The organism is Streptomyces sp. NPDC033221, assembly GCF_055577005.1.
On record NZ_JBVIQN010000003.1, the window covers coordinates 133,708 to 151,923 of the forward strand.

Below are 18,216 nucleotides of genomic sequence, written 5' to 3' on the forward strand. Positions count from 1 at the left end.
GATGACCGGTACGTCCACGCAGGCGCGGGTCGAGCTCGCCATCGGCGGCATGACCTGCGCCTCGTGCGCGGCACGCGTGGAGAAGAAGCTCAACCGGATGCCGGGCGTCAGCGCCACCGTCAACTTCGCCACCGAGAAAGCGCGGGTCGAGTACGGCGACGAGGTGTCCGTCGACGATCTGATCGCCACGGTCGAGAAGACGGGCTACACCGCGCATCGGCCCGCGCCCGCCGAGCCCGCTCCGGCCAACGCCTCCGAGCGCGATTCCGCCGTCACGTCCCCCGTGGAAGACCGCTCGGACTCGTACGACAGGGAACTGGCCCGGCTGCGCCGGCGGCTGATCCTCTCCGCCGGGCTGGCCGCGCCCGTCGTCCTGCTCTCGATGGTTCCCTTCCTCCAGTTCGACAACTGGCAGTGGCTGTGTCTGACCTTGGCCGCGCCCGTCGTGGTCTGGGGCGCGTACCCCTTCCACCGAGCCGCCTGAACGAACCTGCGACACGGCGCCGCCACGATGGACACCCTGGTGTCCATCGGAACGCTCGCAGCCTTCGGCTGGTCCCTGTGGGCGCTGTTCTTCGGCGACGCGGGGGTGCCTGGCATGCGGCACGGTTTCGACTTCACCGTGGCGCGGGGGGCTCCTCGGCCGCTTCCTGGAGGCGCATTCCAAGCGGAAGGCGGGCGCCACGCTGCGTGCACTGATGGAGCTGGGCGCGAAGGACGTGGCGGTTCTGCGGGACGGGCGTGAAGTGCGCGTCCCGGTGGAGCAGCTGGCCGTCGGCGACCGGTTCGTCGTACGCCCCGGAGAGAAGATCGCCACGGACGGCACGGTCGTCGAGGGCGCCTCCGCCGTGGACGCTTCCATGCTGACCGGCGAATCCGTACCCGTCGATGTGGCTCCCGGTGACAACGTGACGGGTGCGACGGTGAACACCAGCGGCCGACTGGTGGTCGAGGCCACCCGGGTCGGCGGCGATACGCGGCTGGCGCGCATGGCGGCGTTGGTCGAGGAGGCGCAGAACGGCAAGGCCCAGGTGCAGCGGCTCGCCGACCGGGTTTCCGCCGTCTTCGTCCCCGTCGTGTTGCTGGTGGCGCTCGGCACGCCGGCCGGGTGGCTGCTGGTGACCGGCGACGCGACCGCATCCTTCACGGCGGCCGTCGCCGTACTGATCATCGCCTGTCCCTGCGCCCTCGGCCTGGCGACGCCCACCGCCCTGATGGTCGGTACGGGCCGGGGCGCCCAGCTCGGCATTCTCATCAAGGGCCCCGAGGTACTGGAGTCCACCCGCCGCATCGACACGGCGGTGCTGGACAAGACCGGAACGGTGACCACGGGCCGGATGAGCCTGTACGAGGCCGTGCCGGCGCCGAGTGTCGCGGAGGACGAGCTGTTGCGGCTGGCAGGTGCCCTGGAGCACTCCGCGGAGCATCCGATCGCGCGTGCTGTCGCCGAAGGGGCGCGTGAGCGCTTGGGCTCGCTTCCGGAGCCGGAACGCTTCGAGAACGCGCCTGGCCTCGGCGTACGGGGCGTGGTGGAAGGCCGTCGCATCCTCGTCGGACGCGAGCGGCTGCTGCGCGAGGACGCGGAGGGTGGGTCGACGTCTGCCGCCGAGGGCCTTCCGGAGGCGCTGGCCGCCGCCAGGGACGCCGCCGAGGCCGCGGGACGGACTGCCGTACTCATTGCCTGGGACGGACAGCCACGCGGTCTGCTGTCGGTTGCCGACACCGTCAAGGAGGGCAGCGTCGAGGCTCTCCGCCGGCTGCGCGCTCTGGGGCTGACTCCGGTGCTGCTGACCGGGGACACCCAGGCGGTGGCCGACGCGGTGGCGGCCGAAGTGGGCATCGAAGAGGTGATCGCGGAGGTACTGCCCGAAGACAAGGTCGCGGTCGTCGAGCGGCTGCGCGGCGAGGGCAGAAGCGTGGCGATGATCGGCGACGGCGTCAACGGCGCGGCCGCCCTGGCCGCCGCCGACCTGGGCCTGGCGATGGGGACCGGTACGGACGCGGCCATCGAGGCGAGTGACCTCACCCTCGTACACGGTGATCTGCGGGGCGCGGCCGACGCCATCCGGCTCGCCCGCCGGACGCTCGCCACGATCAAGGGAAATCTGTTCTGGGCCTTCGGCTACAACGTCGCCGCGATTCCGCTCGCCGCGGCCGGTCTGCTCAATCCGATGATCGCGGGGGCGGCGATGGCCTTCTCCTCGGTCTTCGTGGTCGGCAACAGCCTCCGGTTGCGACGCTTCCGCTGACGGATGTGCGCGGCGCGGATTTTTTTCGCCTTCACAAATCCCCTACAACTGACACAACACCCATACGGAAGGGCTTCGATCTCCAGATCGAGACCCTTGACCGTATTCGCCCAGTTATGACAAGAGACCCAGATCACATCGCTTGGAACGTAACCATTGTGGGGGGTCGCGAGTCTAACCGTGCGGTGCAGGCACCTCGGCGGGGCCTGTACCGCAACGGCCAGGCTGGTCTTGGGGGACTTTGCCCGGCAACGCGTGGCCGGGGCGACGTGCCCGGGGAGCTTTGAGCGGCCCTCCCGTACGTGCGCGTCCCGGCAGATCGCGCTACCGCCGTGAAGCGCCCGGACGGATCCCGTGGGGGGAATCCGACCCGGGGAACAAGGGAAGCGCCCCGCGCTCCGGACCCGTGGGGGGATCTGGAGGCGGGGCGCTTTCTGCTGAACGGACCGGCCCGGGCCGCCGCGCGGGCGGCCGGCCGGTCAGCAGCTGTCCCGGAAGCCGGAGGTGCTCAGCGCTCCTCGACGGGGACGAAGTCGCGCTCGACGACTCCGGTGTAGATCTGGCGCGGGCGGCCGATGCGGGAACCCGGCTCCTTGATCATCTCGTGCCACTGGGCGATCCAGCCGGGCAGCCGGCCGAGCGCGAAGAGCACGGTGAACATCTCGGTCGGGAAGCCCATGGCCCGGTAGATCAGACCGGTGTAGAAGTCCACGTTCGGGTAGAGCTTGCGCGAGACGAAGTAGTCGTCGGAGAGCGCGTGCTCCTCCAGCTTGAGCGCGATGTCCAGCAGCTCGTCGGACTTGCCGAGCGCCGAGAGGACGTCGTGCGCCGCCGCCTTGATGATCTTCGCCCGGGGGTCGAAGTTCTTGTAGACGCGGTGCCCGAAGCCCATGAGCTTCACGCCGTCTTCCTTGTTCTTCACCTTGCGGATGAAGGCGTCGACGTCACCGCCGTCGCGCTGGATGCCTTCCAGCATCTCCAGCACCGACTGGTTGGCGCCGCCGTGCAGCGGGCCCCACAGCGCGTTGATGCCGGCCGAGATCGAGGCGAACAGGTTCGCCTGCGAAGAGCCGACCAGGCGCACGGTGGAGGTCGAGCAGTTCTGCTCGTGGTCCGCGTGCAGAATGAGCAGCTTGTCCAGAGCGCTGACCACGACCGGGTCGAGGTCGTACTCGGCGGCCGGCACCGAGAAGGTCATGCGCAGGAAGTTCTCGACGTAGCCGAGGTCGTTGCGCGGGTAGACCACCGGGTGGCCGACCGACTTCTTGTACGCGTACGCAGCGATCGTCGGCAGCTTGGCCAGCAGCCGGATCGTCGAGATGTGGCGCTGCCGCTCGTCGAACGGATTGTGGCTGTCCTGGTAGAACGTCGACAGCGCGCTGACCACGGAGGACAGCATCGCCATCGGGTGGGCGTCCCGCGGGAAGCCGTCGAAGAACCGCTTGACGTCCTCGTGCAGCAGGGTGTGGTACGTGATGTCCTGCTTGAAGGTCGCCAGCTGGTCCACGGTGGGCAGCTCACCGTTGATCAGCAGGTAGGCGGTCTCGACGAACGTGCTGCGCTCTGCGAGCTGCTCGATCGGGTAGCCGCGGTACCGAAGAACCCCGTTCTCACCGTCCAGATAGGTGATCGCGGATTTGTACGCGGCAGTGTTGCCATAACCGGAATCCAGGGTCACCAGACCGGTCTGGGCGCGCAGCTTCGAGATGTCGAAGCCCTTGTCGCCGACGCTGCTGTCGACGACCGGGTAGCTGTATTCGCCGTCCCCGTAACGCAGTACTACAGAGTTGTCGCTCACGTCATCCCTCACCGACGTTGTGCCTCTTCTTCGAGGTGCCCTGACTGCCTATACCTTCCCCCATTTGGACCTTGGCTGTGCACTCGGGGTCGGCCATAGGGCCTGCGGGCGGCACTCAGTGCCGCCCCAGCTGCCCATCCTGCTCCCCTTCGCCCCGATTGGGGAAGAGGTGCCCACGCACCGCACCGACGAGTCGGTGACGCAGTGCGGTCCACCTCCGACCGGCGGATACGGTGCGTACAGCCTGCCCCAAAGCCTTGCGCGAGCCGACCAGCACCACCAGCCTTTTTGCCCGCGTGACGGCCGTATAGAGCAGGTTTCGCTGCAGCATCGTCCACGCTCCGGTGGTGACCGGAATCACCACCGCCGGATACTCACTGCCCTGAGAACGGTGGATGGTCACCGCGTAGGCGTGTGCCAGCTCGTCCAGCTCGTCGAAATCGTACGAGACCTCCTCGTCCTCGTCCGTGAGCACCGTCAGCCACTGCTCGTCGCGGTTGATCTTGGCGACTACGCCGACCGTGCCATTGAAGACGCCACTGTGCCCCTTCTCGTAGTTGTTGCGGATCTGCGTCACCTTGTCACCCACCCGGAAGACCCGCCCCCCGGAGCGCCGCTCCGGCTGTTCGGGCCTCGCTGGGGTAAGGGCCTGCTGGAGCAAGCCGTTCAGCGTGCCGGCGCCGGCGGGACCGCGGTGCATGGGGGTGAGCACCTGGACGTCGCGCCGCGGGTCCAGGCCGAACTTCGCGGGGATGCGGCGCGCGACCACGTCGACAGTGATCCGCCCGGCCTCCTCGGAGTCCTCCTCGGCGAAGAGGTAGAAATCGGTCATTCCCTCGACGATCGGCAGGACACCCTCGTTGATGCGGTGGGCGTTGGTGACCACGCCGGAGTGCTGGGCCTGGCGGAAGATCCGGGTCAGCCGTACGGCCGGGACCGGGCAGTTCTCGGCGAGCAGATCGCGCAGCACCTCGCCCGCCCCCACCGAGGGAAGCTGATCCACGTCGCCCACCAGGAGGAGGTGGGCCCCCGGCGGTACCGCCTTGATCAGCTTGTTGGCGAGGAGCAGGTCGAGCATGGAGGCCTCGTCGACCACCACCAGGTCGGCGTCGAGTGGCCGCTCCCTGTCGTACGCGGCGTCCCCGCCCGGTTTGAGCTCCAGGAGGCGGTGCACCGTGGACGCCTCGACGCCGGTCAGCTCCGACAGCCGCTTGGCGGCCCGGCCCGTGGGGGCCGCGAGCACCACCTTGGCCTTCTTGGCGCGAGCCAGTTCCACGACCGAGCGGACCGTGAAGGACTTGCCGCACCCGGGCCCACCGGTGAGCACGGAGACCTTCTCGGTGAGCGCCAGCCGTACGGCAGCCTCCTGCTCGGGCGCCAGCGTGGTGCCCGTCCGGCTGGCCAGCCAGGCCAGCGCCTTGTCCCAGGCCACGGTCCGGAACGACGGCATACGGTCCTCGTTCGTCCGCAGCAGCCGCAGCAACTGGGATGCGAGGGAGGTCTCGGCCCGGTGGAACGGGATCAGGTAGACGGCGGTGATGGGGTGTCCGCCCTCCGGAGACGGCACGGCCTCGCGGATCACGCCTTCCGGATCCGCCGCCAGCTCGCCCAGACAGTCGATGACCAGGCCCGTGTCCACCTGGAGCAACTTGACCGACGCGGCGATCAGGTCTTCCTCCGGGAGATAGCAGTGCCCTTGGTCCGTGGACTGCGAGAGGGCGTACTGCAGTCCCGCTTTGACGCGGTCCGGGCTGTTGTGCGGGATGCCGACGGCCTGCGCGATGCGGTCGGCGGTCAGGAAGCCGATCCCCCAGACATCCGCGGCGAGGCGGTAGGGCTGGTTCTTGACGACGGAGATCGATGAGTCGCCGTACTTCTTGTAGATGCGCACCGCGATGGAGGTGGAGACGCCCACCCCCTGGAGGAAGATCATGACCTCCTTGATGGCCTTCTGTTCTTCCCAGGCGTCACCGATCAGCTTCGTGCGCTTCGGTCCGAGTCCGGGTACCTCGACGAGTCGCTTTGGTTCCTTTTCGATGATGTCGAGGGTGTTCAGGCCGAAGTGCTCGGTGATGCGGTCGGCCATGACCGGGCCGATGCCCTTGATGAGGCCGGAGCCGAGATAGCGTCGTATGCCCTGGATCGTGGCGGGCAGCACGGTGGTGTAGTTCTCGACGGTGAACTGCCGCCCGTACTGCGGGTGGGAGCCCCAATGGCCCTCCAGCCGCAGCGATTCCCCCGGCTGCGCGCCCAGCAGCGACCCGACGACAGTGAGGAGATCGCCGGCGCCGCCCGTGTCCACACGCGCGACCGTGTAACCGGTCTCCTCATTGGCGTAGGTGATCCGCTCCAGGACCCCTTCGACCACGGCTGAGTTGAACATGAACCGACGGTACCGCCAGGGTCCGACATCACGTTCGGGCCTGTGGATAACTCGGTTCGGAGGCTCTACGCCGCAGGTCCGCGACCAGATTTCCAACCGTGTACGGACCGTTGCAGCGGCTCTGCTCGCACAGGGCCGACAGCCTGTGGCACAGACGCTTCGAGGGGCCCGGTCTACGACCGGGCCCCTCGATTCCCCCTCCGTGCGGCCCCCTGATCCCCCCTCGGATCCCCCCGGTTCCCTCTCCCCTCGGGAGCCTGACGACAAGTACGACCCACCCGGTCCGAGAACGGTTGCACGGATCCGGTGAGTTATTCCATCGTTACCTGCTGTGCATGACATGAGTGGTGAACCGCTCGATGACCTCGGCCAGCACCTCTGCTCCTTGGCGCTCCCAAAGCGCCGGGTTGAAAATCTCGACTTCGATGGGCCCGCGATAACCGGCGGCGTCGACCTGTTCTCGGAACCACCGCAGGTCCACTGCGCCGTCGCCGAGTTGACCACGCCCGAGCAGCACGCCAGCGGGGAGCGGTGTCACCCAGTCGGCGAGCTGAAACGCCGCGATGCGGTCACCAGCGCCCGCGCGGCCGATCTGCGACTCGATCGTGTCGTCCCACCACAGGTGGTACGTGTCCACGACCACGCCCACCCGCTCGGCCGGGAACCGCTCGGCGAGCACCAAGGCCTGGGCGAGAGACGAGACGACACAGCGGTCCGCCGCGTACATGGGGTGCAGCGGTTCGATCGCGAGCCGCACGCCCGCATCAGCCGCGAACGGGGCCAGCTCTCCCAACGCATCGGCGACCCGCTCCCGGGCGCCGCGCAAATCGCGGCTACCCGGCGGCAGCCCGCCTGAGACCAGAATGAGGGTGTCGGTGCCCAGGGCGGCGGCCTCCTCGATGGCGGCCCTGTTGTCAGCCAAGGCCTCAGCGCGCTCCTTGGGGTCGGTGGCGGTGAAAAAGCCGCCGCGACAGAGACTGGTGACGGTCAAACCCGCCTTCCGTACGAGCCGGGCGGCTGCGGCCACCCCGAATTCCTGCACCGGAGCACGCCAGAGACCGACACCGCGTACTCCCGCCTTCGTGCAACCATCGACGAGTTCAGGCAAGGACCACTGCTTGACGGTCTGCTGGTTGATGCTGAAGCGGGCGAACAGGGCGCCCGCTTCTTCCGGACGAGTGGGGTAATCGCTGCTCACGCCTCACCTCCGTACACCGAAACGAGCTGACGCATACGGGAGGCTGCCAGGCTCGGGTCAGGAAACAGGCCGAGGCCGTCGGCCAGTTCGTATGCCCGCTTCAGGTGCGGCAGCGAGCGTGCCGACTGGAGGCCGCCGACCATGGTGAAGTGCGACTGGTGCCCCGCGAGCCAGGCGAGCAGCACCACGCCGGTTTTGTAGTACCGCGTCGGCGACTGGAAGAGGTGGCGGGAGAGAGTGACAGTCGGGTCCAGCAGCTTGCGAAAACCGGCCGTGTCGCCATTGTCCAGAAGGCGTACGGCGTCGGCCGCCAGTGGGGCGAGGGGGTCGAAGATGCCCAGCAGGGCGTCGCTGAAGCCGTGCGTGTCACCGGCGATCAGTTCGGGGTAGTGGAAGTCGTCGCCCGTGTAGCAACGCACTCCGGCCGGGAGACGCCGGCGCAGCTGGATCTCGCGGTCGGCGTCCAGCAACGACACCTTGACGCCATCCACTTTGCCGGAGTGCTCGGCGATGATCTGAAGAAACGTCTCGGTTGCGGCGTCCAGGTCCGTACTGCCCCAGTAGCCCTGCAGCGCGGGATCGAACATGGGCCCCAGCCAATGAAGGATCACAGGCTCGGCGGCCTGGCGCAGCAGATGCCCGTAGATCTCCGCGTACGGTTCCGGCCCTGTGGCCGTCGCCGCGAGCTGCCGGGAAGCCATGACGATGGCTTGGGCACCTGCACCCTCCACCAGCGACAACTGTTCCTCATAGGCAGCCCGGATGCCGGCCGGGCTCGCTGCAGACGGCCCTAGTTGATCCGTACCGACTCCACACGCAATGCGTCCGCCCACCACCGCTGCTTCGGCGGCGGAACGGCGGATCAGCTCCGCCACCGAGGGCCAGTCGAGACCCATGCCGCGCTGCGCGGTGTCCATGGCCTCGGCCACGCCCAGGCCGTGCGACCACAGGTGGTGGCGGAAGGCCAGGGTGGCATCCCAGTCGAGGGCGGCAGGGCCGTCGAGGGTGGTGTCGGCGAAGGGGTCGGCAACCACATGGGCGGCGGCGAAGACGGTACGAGAGGTGAGCGGAGCGGCGACGCCCGGGGGGTCGCCGAACCCTGCAGAAACCTTCGGCCCCCGTTCGCCTCCGATCCGCTGCTCGCTCATCGCCCCAGCTCCGGCACGTCCAGGCGGCGGCCCTCCGCCGACGACTTCAGTCCCAGCTCGGCGAGCTGGACACCGCGCGCGCCTGCTGCCAGATCCCAGCGCCAAGGCTCGTCCCGTACGACATGGCGCAGAAACAGCTCCCATTGCGTTTTGAACCCGTTGCCGAAATCCGCGTTGTCCGGCACCTCCTGCCACTGATCGCGGAACGGCTCGGTTGCCGGGACGTCCGGGTTCCAGACCGGTTTGGGCGTAGCGGCACGGTGCTGGATGCGGCACTCGCGCAGCCCCGCGACGGCAGATCCTTCCGTACCGTCCACCTGGAACCCGACCAGTTCATCTCGGTGAACCCGCACCGCCCACGACGAGTTGATCTGCGCGATGATGCCACCGTCCAGCTGAAAGATTCCGTACGCGGCGTCGTCCGCGGTGGCCTCGTACAGCTTGCCGTTCTCGTCCCAGCGGCGCGGTACATGGGTGGTGACCTGTGCCTGAACGGTCTCTACGCGCCCGAAGAGTTCGTGCAGGACGTACTCCCAGTGAGGAAACATGTCGGTCGCGATGCCGCCACCGTCCTCGGCGCGGTAGTTCCAGGACGGACGCTGCGAGGACTGCCAGTCGCCTTCGAAGACCCAGTACCCGAACTCACCTCGCACAGAGAGAATGCGCCCGAAGAAGCCCCCTTCGACCAGGCGACGCAACTTGATCAGGCCGGGCAGAAAGATCTTGTCCTGTACAACACCGTGTTTGACGCCGGCTTCATCGGCCAACCGAGCCAGTTCTAGTGCGCCGTCGAGTCCGGTGGCAGTGGGCTTCTCGCAGTACAGGTGCTTGCCGGCAGCAATCGCTTTCTTCACGGCTTCCTCGCGAGCGGCCGTGACCTGGGCGTCGAAGTAGATGTCGATGCTGTCGTCCGCGAGCACCGTGTCGAGGTCGGTGCCCCAGTGCTCCAGGCCGTGCCGCTCGGCGAGCGCCCGCAGCTTGTGTTCGGCACGGCCCACGAGAATCGGCTCGGGCCAGATGACCGTTCCGTCGCCGAGGTCCAGACCGCCTTGTTCCCGCAACGCGAGGATGGAGCGGATCAGGTGCTGGCGGTAGCCCATGCGTCCGGTCACGCCGTTCATGGCGATACGTACGGTTGTGCGTGTCACGGTCCGGCCCTTCCTTCTGGAGAACTCGGTTCGCGTGGCGGACGCGATGCGGGCGCAGACGCGCACGGCAAGCGGAAGCCGGTTGTTGACAGTTCATGACGACAGAGCCAAGCCGACGAAGAGCGCGGGCCAGAAACGCGTAGTAAGCGCTTTCCATCGCGGGAGAAGCTAGCCTGCGGCGCAAGGCAAGGACAAGAGGCGCGACAGGGGGCGGGGCGATCGATGGCAGTGACGCTGGCGGACGTCGCGGCGCGGGCACGGGTTTCCACAGCAACCGTCTCGCGCGTACTGAACGGCAACTATCCGGTCGCCGAAAACACCCGCGCCCGCGTGCTGCGCGCCGTGACGGACCTGGAGTACGTGGTCAACGGCCCGGCAAGCGCGTTGGCCGCCGCCACCTCGGACCTGGTGGGCATCCTCGTCAACGACATCGCCGACCCGTTCTTCGGAATCATCGCCTCGGCCGTGCAGTCCGAGGTGAGCGGTGGCGCGGGCAAGCGATCGGACGACGGAATGGCCTCCCGAACGGGTGACGGAGATGCGCTCCGCCGTGTCGGCAGCGCCTACGGGCTCGTGCCGGCCGACGAAAAATTGGCCGTCGTGTGCAACACCGGCGGCTCTCCGGAGCGCGAACTCACCTACCTCACGCTGCTCCAACGTCAGCGAGCAGCCGCAGTCGTCCTGACCGGCGGCGCGGTGGAGGACGCCGGTCACGCTTCCGCCGTTGCCGCGGCGCTGTCACGGCTCGCCGCAGCAGGAACCCGGGTGGTGCTTTGTGGCCGCCCGCCCATAAGGCCGGAGACTGGCGGGGCTGGAACCGGCCCGGTTCCTCGGACACACACCGCCATGGGACGGTCCGCTCCCCATAGCGACGCTCCGGCTGGCGCTGTCGCTCTCTCCCCCGTAACCCTCGCCTTCGACAACCGCGGCGGCGCGCGACGGCTGACCGAGCACCTGGTCTCACTAGGGCACCGAAACATCGGGTACGTCGCGGGACCGGCCGGCCGTACCACCACCCGTCACCGCCTGGAGGGTCATCGCGCCGCTCTCGCCGCTCACGACATCCCTGACCCGGTCCACCGCACCCTCCACGGCGCCTACGATCGCGCCGCCGGCTACGACGCCGCTCGGGAACTGCTACGCCGGGACGCTTCTCTGACGGCCGTCATAGCAGCCAACGACACCGCCGCACTGGGGGTGTGCGCCGCCGTTCGCGACTGCGGCCTGCGGATACCCGGCGACATCTCCGTGGCGGGCTTCGACGATCTTCCGTTCAGTGCGGATGCGGCCCCGGCGCTCACCACCGTACGGCTGCCTCTCCAGGAAGCCGGCGCACGGGCCGGACGGCTGGCAATGGGGCGCGAGGTGCCGCCCCCCGGAGAAGTCGCCACCGTGCGAGCGGAGTTGATGGTGCGGAAGTCGACCTCCGTGCCGTAGCCTTGACTCAGTCAACCTTGACTGAGTCAACGGTAGGGCAGGATGCGTCATGATGGTCCAAGAGGTCCAGGAGATCCGCAGGTTCAACCGCTTCTACACGAATCTCATCGGCGCGCTCGATTACGGCCGCCATCTCTACACCCCGTACACCCTCACCGAGGCCCGGGTCCTGTACGAGATCGCGCACACCCACCGGGTGGACGCCGCCGACCTGCGCACGTCGCTCTCCCTGGACGCGGGCTACCTCAGCAGGCTGCTCACCAGGTTCGAGGAGAGCGGACTGATCACGCGCGGCCCCTCGGAGCGGGACAGCCGGCGGCAGCGCATCACGCTCACCGAGGACGGCCGCGCGACGGCGAACCTCCTGGAGGAACGTTCGTGCGACTCCGCTGGCACGCTCCTCAAGCGTCTCTCGCCCTCGGGCCGGGCCCGGCTCGCGGACTCGATGGCAACCGTACGGGAACTGCTCGGCGACACGACGCAACGCTCGGACCCAGTACTGCGACTGCGTGCCCCCGAGCCCGGCGACCTCGGCTGGATGGTGCAGCGCAATGCCGTCCTGTACGCGCGGGAGTACGGCTTCGATCTCAGCTATGAGGCGCTGGTGGCCCGTATCGTCGCGGAGTACGCCGAGCGTTACGACCCGCGCTGGGACCGTACCTGGATTGCCGAATTGGACGGCGAACGGGTGGGCGCAGTCATGTGCGTACGGGATGGGCTCGGCACGGCTCAGGAGCCGGCGGACTCGAAGCCCCGTACCGCCCGGTTGCGGCTGCTCCTGGTCGAGCCGGAAGCGCGCGGGCACGGTGTCGGTCGAGCGCTCATCTCCGCCTGCGTCGGCTTCGCCCGCGAAACCGGCTACCGCGAACTCGTCCTGTGGACGAATTCCGTGCTGAGCGCGGCGCGCGTCCTGTACGAGCGCGCGGGCTTCGAGCTGGCCGCCGAGAAGCCGCACCACAGTTTCGGCCGCGAGCTCGTCGGACAGGACTGGCGTTTGCCGCTCTGATCTGTGTTCACATGGTTCTCATGAGCGATATGCGATATGCGTTCTCGACACTCGGAGTGCCCGGGATGCCGGTGGGCGAGGTCGTGCAGCTGGCGGCCGGCGCCGGATACGACGGGGTGGAGCTGCGGGCCCACCCGGAGGAGCAGGTGCACCCGCGGATCGGACTGCACGAACGTTCCGCAGTACGTCAGCAGTTCGCCGACGCCGGGGTGGAGATTCTGGCGGTTTCCGGCTACGCGCGGGTGGCCGCGGCCCATGACGAACGCGGGGAGGAAGAGCTGGCGGCGGAGCTGACCGAGCTGGTCGTGCTCGCTTCGGACCTGGGAGCGAAGTTCGTGAGGGTGTTCCCCGGTGGCGGCGACCGGCCCGCCGAGGAGGCCGACGCAGATGCTGCTCGGCACCTGGCCGCCGTCGCGCCGTTCGCAGCGGAACGGGGCGTTCGCGTTCTCTTGGAGACGCACGACTCACACCCCCGTGGCGCCGATGCGGCGCGGATTCTGGGCCCTGTGGGGCACAGGCACGTCGGTGCGCTCTGGGACGTACTCCACCCTTGGCTCGGTGGTGAGGCGCCGGCCGATACGTTTGCCGCGCTCGCCCCGTATCTCGGCTTCGTGCAGGTCAAGGACGTGGCTTCGGCTGAGGACACCACTCCCCTGCCGCTCGGCGCCGGCACTGTTCCCCTGGCCGAAAGCATTGGTGTGCTGGCCCGCGCGCAGTGGGACGGCTGGCTGTGCTGGGAGTACGAGAAGCGGTGGTATCCGCGCGCCACTGATCTTCCGCGGCTGCTGAGCGCGGGACGTGAGCACCTGGAGCGGTTGGTGGCGTCGGCTGCGTCCTGAGGCGCGAGGTTACGAGGCTCTGGGGTGCCTACGTCAGTGGGGCGCGTCTCGGTCGCAGGACCACCGCGCGTGCCTGGGTGACGCGTCTCGGTCGCGAGGCCACCGCTCGTCCGTATGTGGCGACACGCACGTACGGTCAGCCCTTCGCGGACGGCTTGACGGCTTGACGGCTTGACGGCTTGAGTAACGTTTCCGCACCGCCCATGGCCGCCTCAAAAGCACATCCCCCCACATCCATACCATTTCCCGTATTCGCACCGAACCGGGGAACCCACCCGGGCCGCCGACCGTCAAAACGGTGTGCTGTGTGACCCCGCAGAGCGGTGTCGGCCTCGCTGCTGGCTGCGTTGCTGACCACCCTCTCCGCCGCCTGCGGCCGGCAGCACCCGCCACCGGTGCACCCCCTCCAAACCGCGCCGGTGGCGGATCACCGGCCCCCGTCACGTGCGTACCGGGCCGTACGCTTCCCCTCCCGCAATCGGTTCTTCTGCCTCCGTACGCGTCTTCTGCGTTCGGTGTCGCACCGTCCCCCGACTGGCAGAGCCGTCGAGCATTGACCGGCAATACTTTTCCGGCTACTCGTGACTTCTTGGAAGTTTCCTTCAGGCCGCCGGGGCAGCACTCGGCGAGGAAACCCTCCGGAAGGAGCGCAGATGCACTCCAGACGTACCGTCCTGACCACCGCCGCGGCCGCCGCCTGTGCCATGGGCCCGGGCGGCGGCGCCGTTCATGCCGTCGCCTCCGGCCCACGCGCTGCCGGGGCCGCCGATGCCCGCGCCCGCGCGGCCCGGCTCGTCTCCCGGATGAGTCTGGAAGAAAAGGTCGGGCAGCTGTTCGTGATGCGGGTCTACGGACACTCCGCGACCGATCCGGACCCCGCCGACGTCGAGGCCAACCGCAAGGAAATGGGCGTCTCCAACGCAGCCGAGCTGATCGCCAAGTACCACCTCGGCGGCATCATCTACTTCGGCTGGGCACACAACACCCGCGAGCCCCACCAGATCGCCGACCTCTCCAACGGCATCCAGCAAGCCGCGGCCGCCCAGCGGGTCCCCGTACCGCTGTTGATCTCCACCGACCAGGAGCACGGCATAGTGGCACGGATCGGTGCGCCCGCCACGCTCTTCCCCGGCGCGATGGCGCTGGGCGCCGGCCGCTCGCGCGAGGACGCCCGCACGGCCGCGAGGATCGCGGGCGAAGAGCTGTATGCGATGGGCATCCGGCAGGACTACGCGCCGGTCGCCGACGTGAACGTCAACGCCGCGAATCCCGTGATCGGCGTACGGTCCTTCGGCTCGGAGCCGTCGGCGGTGGCGCGAATGGTCACCGCACAGGTGCGCGGTTACCAGGGCGCCGGGGTGGCCGCGACGGCCAAGCACTTCCCGGGGCACGGCGACACCGACACCGACAGCCACGTCGGCCTGCCCTACATCCATCACACCTCGGAGGAGTGGGCTCGGCTGGACGCCCCGCCATTCCGCGCCGCCATCGAAGCCGGCATCGATTCGATCATGACGGCGCACATCGTCGTGCCCGCCTTCGACGCCAGCGAGGACCCGGCCACGCTGTCCCGGCCGATCCTCACCGGAATCCTGCGCGAACGTCTCGGTTTCGACGGCGTGGTGGTGACCGACTCGCTCGGCATGCAGGGCGTACGGACGAAGTACGGTGACGCCCGCGTTGCGGTGCTCGCGCTCAAGGCGGGCGTCGATCAGTTGCTCAATCCGCCGGATATCGCCGTCGCCTTCGCGAGCGTGGTCAAGGCGGTACGGACGGGCGAGCTGACCGAGCGCGCCATCGACGAGAAGTTGATCCGCATTCTTCTGCTCAAGGAACGGCGCGGTCTGTTCGACGACCCGTACACGACGCACCGCGCGGTGGAACGTTTCGTCGGCACACGGCGGCATCTGGCCACGGCCGACCGGATCGCGGATCGCACCACGACGCTGCTCGTCAATGACGGTCGGCTGCTGCCGCTGTCCCGGCGGGCGCAGCGGCGTCTGCTGGTGGCCGGCGTCGATCCGGCGTCGCCGTCCGGAACCGGGGGGCCGCCCACCAAGGTGCTCGCAGAAACCTTCAATCAGCTAGGTTTCACGGCCACCGCGCTCTCCACCGGTACCGCGCCCACCCAGGAACTGATCGACCGCGCGGTTGCGGCGCTCCGCGCACAGGACGCGGCGATCGTGGCGACGTACAACGTCACGGCCGCCCCGTCGCAGCGCGCACTGGTCGACGCGCTTCAGGCCACTGGCAAACCGGTCATTCAAGTGGCTGTGCGCAATCCGTACGACGTCGCGCACTTGACGGGTGTACGGGCGGCGCTTGCCACCTACTCGTGGACGGACGTGGAACTGCGGGCCGCGGCCCGGGTGATTGCTGGGCGACGCGATCCGGAGGGGAAGCTGCCGGTACCGGTGATGCGCGCCGATGCGCCGGGAACGGTTCTGTATCCGGTTGGGCACGGCTTGTCGTACTGAGCCGTCGGCTGTTTGGCGGCTGATCGCCCACACCCGTACGGGGCTTCGGCGTCTGAGTTCGGAGTTCGGAGTCCCGTACGGTCCCCGTTTCCGCGGTGAGTGATTCTCGTACGGCGTCAGCCTCCGCGACGTCGCGTTCGCGTTGGGACCCAGCCCTGCGGACTCTCGTACGGCTCCCAACAGCACCCGCTCGGCGGATGTACCGCCGGCCCCGCAGTGGTGCGTACTGCGCACCCCGTACCTCGTGCGCAATGCGTCCGTTACGCCTGGCGTGCGTCCGAATGGGCGGGTCACGCTGGTGGGCACGCACCGGGGGACGCAGGGGGGCCGCGATGCGCGGGGTCGAAGGGCACGGTGGCGGCGCGTTGGGATGCATGGCGGTGGTTTTGCTGCTCGTGGCGTTGTCCGCCTGCCAGCGCGGGGGCAATGGAAGCGGAAGCAACAGTGACGCGTCCGTGGGCGGAAACGGTAGTACGACGGACGCATCCCCGTCGCCTGTCGCCACGTTTCTCGCGCGCGGTACGTGCAGCACCCGCGGGCGGGCCGTCTTCCACCAAGTGCCCTGCCGCAGCGAGAAGGCCGCGGCCCTGGTCCTCGCCCGGTACGACGGCCCACGGGCGCAGGGGCCGCTGTGCCCGGAGCGTACGGACTTCGTCCTGCACATCAGCGAACACCGGCCGGACTCCGACGAGAACGGCGACGGCGCGGTGCCGCAGGGCTACGCCTGCATGCGCAATCTGGAGGCCCCGCATCCCGGCGACCCGGGCGGGGGCGGCGGTCCGCGCACCATCGTCGGAGATTGCGTCCGCCCGCTGCGGCAGGGCGAGGTGAAAGAGACCGCCTGCGACGCGTCGGGCGCTCGCGCACCGCGGTACAAGGTGACGGCGTCGGTCCGCGCCCGTGCCGCCTGCCCGGCCGACACGGATCTGTACGTACAGCTCGGCGGCGGGGCACCGGTTGGGTGCGCCCGCCGCCTGTGATCCGTCCGTCCCGGGGACGAACGTGACGCTGCGGACCGGACAGGCCCTGGTCGAGCCGGCCCGTCAGTCGTTGTGCGTCGGCCGTTGCGCGTCAGCCGTCGTGCATCAGCCGTTCGCGCGTCACGGACGCAGCATCTGCATCTGCTTGTCGTCCCGCTTGTCCAGCTTCTTGTCGTACGGAGCCAGCGGCGCGAACTTGGCGTCCTCCGGCGCGTCGACACCCGCCCAGTCGAGCAGCGCCTCGGTTGCCTTCTTGCGGTCGGCCTCCCGCAGCTTGGCGATGTTCGAGCCGTGGTTGCCGCCGGGGACCTTGTAGACGTACGAGTCCTCGGAGCCGGAACCCAGCCGGAACGGCTCGGAGCTCCACGGGTCCCACTCGCCGTTCACGAACATCATGCGCTCGGCGTGGTGACGTACCCACCGGTCCACGTCGCGCATCGCGTGCTTGTCGAAGGTCATGGGGATGTTGCGCGGTACGAAGGTCCGGGAGTTGTTGATGCCCGGGTAGCGCAGCAGGTCCTTGAGGTGGTCGTACTTGTAACCGGGCTCTCCGAGCTGGGTGCCCGCCTGGTAGTAGTACGGCGTGTTGGTCTCAAGGCCCTGGTCGGTGTAGCTGTCGAAGCCGCCGATCTTGTCGATCCACTTCCACAGTTCGTCCGTGGTGGCGGTCTTCTTGGGGACCTCGGCGCAGGCGGTGGCAGCCGGCTGGTACTGCCAGAAGCCGAAGACCAGGTCGGTGACGAGAACCTCGTACGCCTTGTCGACATTGCCGACGACCTTGAAGGACTTCTTGTTGTCCTGCGCCCACTTCGTGTAGCGGTTGACCATCTCGCCGCGGCGGAGCAGCGCCTCGCGCTCCAGCGTCGCGAGGTCGGCGCGGCACTGCGCGGTGCCGACGGTGCGGAAGAACCGGTCGTACGCCGAGTCCTCCTTGTTGTTCACGTCGTTCGGCGCGACGTAGGCGACGGTGCCGTCCATGTCGTCCGGGAAGAAGCGGCGATAGTACGTGGCGGTCATGCCGCCCTTGCTACCGCCGGTGGATATCCAGTTCTGGTCGTAGATCCGGTGCAGCGCCTTGAAGATGCGGTGCTGGTCGTTGGCCGCCTGCCGGATGTTGAGCTGCTTCCAGTCGGCGGGCTGCGGCCGCGACGGGGTGAAGTAGCGGTACTCCATCGACACCTGGTTGCCGTCGATGATCTGTGTCGGCTCGCTGCGTCGTACGTCCGTACTGACGTTGTAGCCGGAGGTGAAGAAGACCGTGGGACGGTCGACGGACTTGTGCAGCAGGGTCAGCCGCTGCTGGAAGGTCCCCTTGGAGGGGTGCTGGTGATCGATCGGCTGTGTGTAGTTCAGGACGAAGAAGCGGTAGCCGTCGACCGGCTTCTCCTGGACGAGTTTCATCCCCGGGATCGCCAGGATCCGGTCCTTGATGTCGGTCGCCTTCGGCTTCGCGGCGGTGGCCGCCGTCGCCGACGCCGTGCCCGCACTCGCCGTGCCTATGAGCACCGCGAGTGACAGCAGGCATCTGATGGCCTTGCGCATTGCACCCTCCC

At 68.5% G+C, this 18,216-nt stretch carries 11 protein-coding genes and 1 pseudogene; 6 read left to right on the top strand and 6 right to left on the bottom strand.

Translation table 11 applies throughout. From position 1 onward, the window contains the following. Position 1 precedes the first annotated feature (1 nt). A pseudogene (locus tag ACZ53K_RS04670) lies at positions 2-2,249 on the top strand (heavy metal translocating P-type ATPase). A gap of 508 nt (positions 2,250-2,757) precedes the next feature. Here ACZ53K_RS04670 and ACZ53K_RS04675 read toward each other — a convergent pair. The 5 genes from ACZ53K_RS04675 to ACZ53K_RS04695 all read right to left on the bottom strand — a co-directional run bounded on the left by ACZ53K_RS04675 (position 2,758) and on the right by ACZ53K_RS04695 (position 9,924). Beyond that, a complete protein-coding gene (locus tag ACZ53K_RS04675) occupies positions 2,758-4,047 on the bottom strand; it encodes a citrate synthase (RefSeq protein WP_030018929.1) in 1,290 nt (429 codons plus the stop codon). 115 nt (positions 4,048-4,162) lie between these two features. Then, positions 4,163-6,430 carry an SF1B family DNA helicase RecD2 gene (gene recD2 / locus ACZ53K_RS04680; RefSeq protein ID WP_468832060.1) on the bottom strand — a complete coding sequence of 756 codons (2,268 nt, stop codon included), beginning with the start codon at positions 6,428-6,430 and terminating at the stop codon, positions 4,163-4,165. Between the two features lie 322 nt (positions 6,431-6,752). Continuing rightward, positions 6,753-7,628 carry a sugar phosphate isomerase/epimerase family protein gene (locus ACZ53K_RS04685; RefSeq protein ID WP_468832061.1) on the bottom strand — a complete coding sequence of 292 codons (876 nt, stop codon included), beginning with the start codon at positions 7,626-7,628 and terminating at the stop codon, positions 6,753-6,755. After that, the gene (locus ACZ53K_RS04690; protein ID WP_468832062.1) at positions 7,625-8,776 is read right to left on the bottom strand and encodes a dihydrodipicolinate synthase family protein; all 1,152 of its coding nucleotides are present in this window, start codon (positions 8,774-8,776) and stop codon (positions 7,625-7,627) included. The genes ACZ53K_RS04685 and ACZ53K_RS04690 overlap by 4 nt, the downstream gene beginning before the upstream one ends. Beyond that, entirely contained in the window at positions 8,773-9,924 is a 1,152-nt protein-coding gene (locus ACZ53K_RS04695; protein ID WP_468832344.1) for a Gfo/Idh/MocA family protein, read from the bottom strand. Before ACZ53K_RS04695 ends, ACZ53K_RS04690 begins: the two co-directional genes overlap by 4 nt. A 222-nt stretch (positions 9,925-10,146) precedes the next feature. Between ACZ53K_RS04695 and ACZ53K_RS04700 the strand changes: the two genes are divergently transcribed. The 5 genes from ACZ53K_RS04700 to ACZ53K_RS04720 all read left to right on the top strand — a co-directional run bounded on the left by ACZ53K_RS04700 (position 10,147) and on the right by ACZ53K_RS04720 (position 16,663). Next, positions 10,147-11,361, top strand: a complete 1,215-nt coding sequence (locus tag ACZ53K_RS04700; RefSeq protein WP_468832063.1) for a LacI family DNA-binding transcriptional regulator — start codon at positions 10,147-10,149, stop codon at positions 11,359-11,361. Between the two features lie 49 nt (positions 11,362-11,410). After that, positions 11,411-12,367 (top strand): bifunctional helix-turn-helix transcriptional regulator/GNAT family N-acetyltransferase, encoded by a 957-nt coding sequence (locus ACZ53K_RS04705; RefSeq protein ID WP_468832065.1) that lies wholly within the window; start codon positions 11,411-11,413, stop codon positions 12,365-12,367. A gap of 29 nt (positions 12,368-12,396) precedes the next feature. Further along, complete coding sequence (locus tag ACZ53K_RS04710) at positions 12,397-13,206, top strand: sugar phosphate isomerase/epimerase family protein (RefSeq protein ID WP_468832345.1); 810 nt, start codon at positions 12,397-12,399, stop codon at positions 13,204-13,206. 653 nt (positions 13,207-13,859) lie between these two features. After that, positions 13,860-15,683 (top strand): glycoside hydrolase family 3 protein, encoded by a 1,824-nt coding sequence (locus ACZ53K_RS04715; RefSeq protein ID WP_468832066.1) that lies wholly within the window; start codon positions 13,860-13,862, stop codon positions 15,681-15,683. A 557-nt stretch (positions 15,684-16,240) separates the two neighbouring features. Beyond that, positions 16,241-16,663, top strand: coding sequence for a hypothetical protein (locus ACZ53K_RS04720; RefSeq protein ID WP_468832067.1), 423 nt, complete (start codon positions 16,241-16,243; stop codon positions 16,661-16,663). A 120-nt stretch (positions 16,664-16,783) separates the two neighbouring features. On the opposite strand, the gene ACZ53K_RS04725 is transcribed toward ACZ53K_RS04720, so the two are convergent. After that, complete coding sequence (locus ACZ53K_RS04725) at positions 16,784-18,205, bottom strand: S28 family serine protease (protein WP_468832068.1); 1,422 nt, start codon at positions 18,203-18,205, stop codon at positions 16,784-16,786. Positions 18,206-18,216 lie beyond the last annotated feature (11 nt).

Coding starts and splice junctions, on each gene's coding strand:
- ACZ53K_RS04725 (WP_468832068.1), bottom strand. CDS start 18,205: ATGCGCAAGGCCATCAGATGCCTGCTGTCACTCGCGGTGCTCATAGGC.
- ACZ53K_RS04710 (WP_468832345.1), top strand. CDS start 12,397: ATGCGATATGCGTTCTCGACACTCGGAGTGCCCGGGATGCCGGTGGGC.
- ACZ53K_RS04700 (WP_468832063.1), top strand. CDS start 10,147: ATGGCAGTGACGCTGGCGGACGTCGCGGCGCGGGCACGGGTTTCCACA.
- ACZ53K_RS04705 (WP_468832065.1), top strand. CDS start 11,411: ATGATGGTCCAAGAGGTCCAGGAGATCCGCAGGTTCAACCGCTTCTAC.
- ACZ53K_RS04690 (WP_468832062.1), bottom strand. CDS start 8,776: ATGAGCGAGCAGCGGATCGGAGGCGAACGGGGGCCGAAGGTTTCTGCA.
- ACZ53K_RS04715 (WP_468832066.1), top strand. CDS start 13,860: ATGCACTCCAGACGTACCGTCCTGACCACCGCCGCGGCCGCCGCCTGT.
- recD2 (WP_468832060.1), bottom strand. CDS start 6,430: ATGTTCAACTCAGCCGTGGTCGAAGGGGTCCTGGAGCGGATCACCTAC.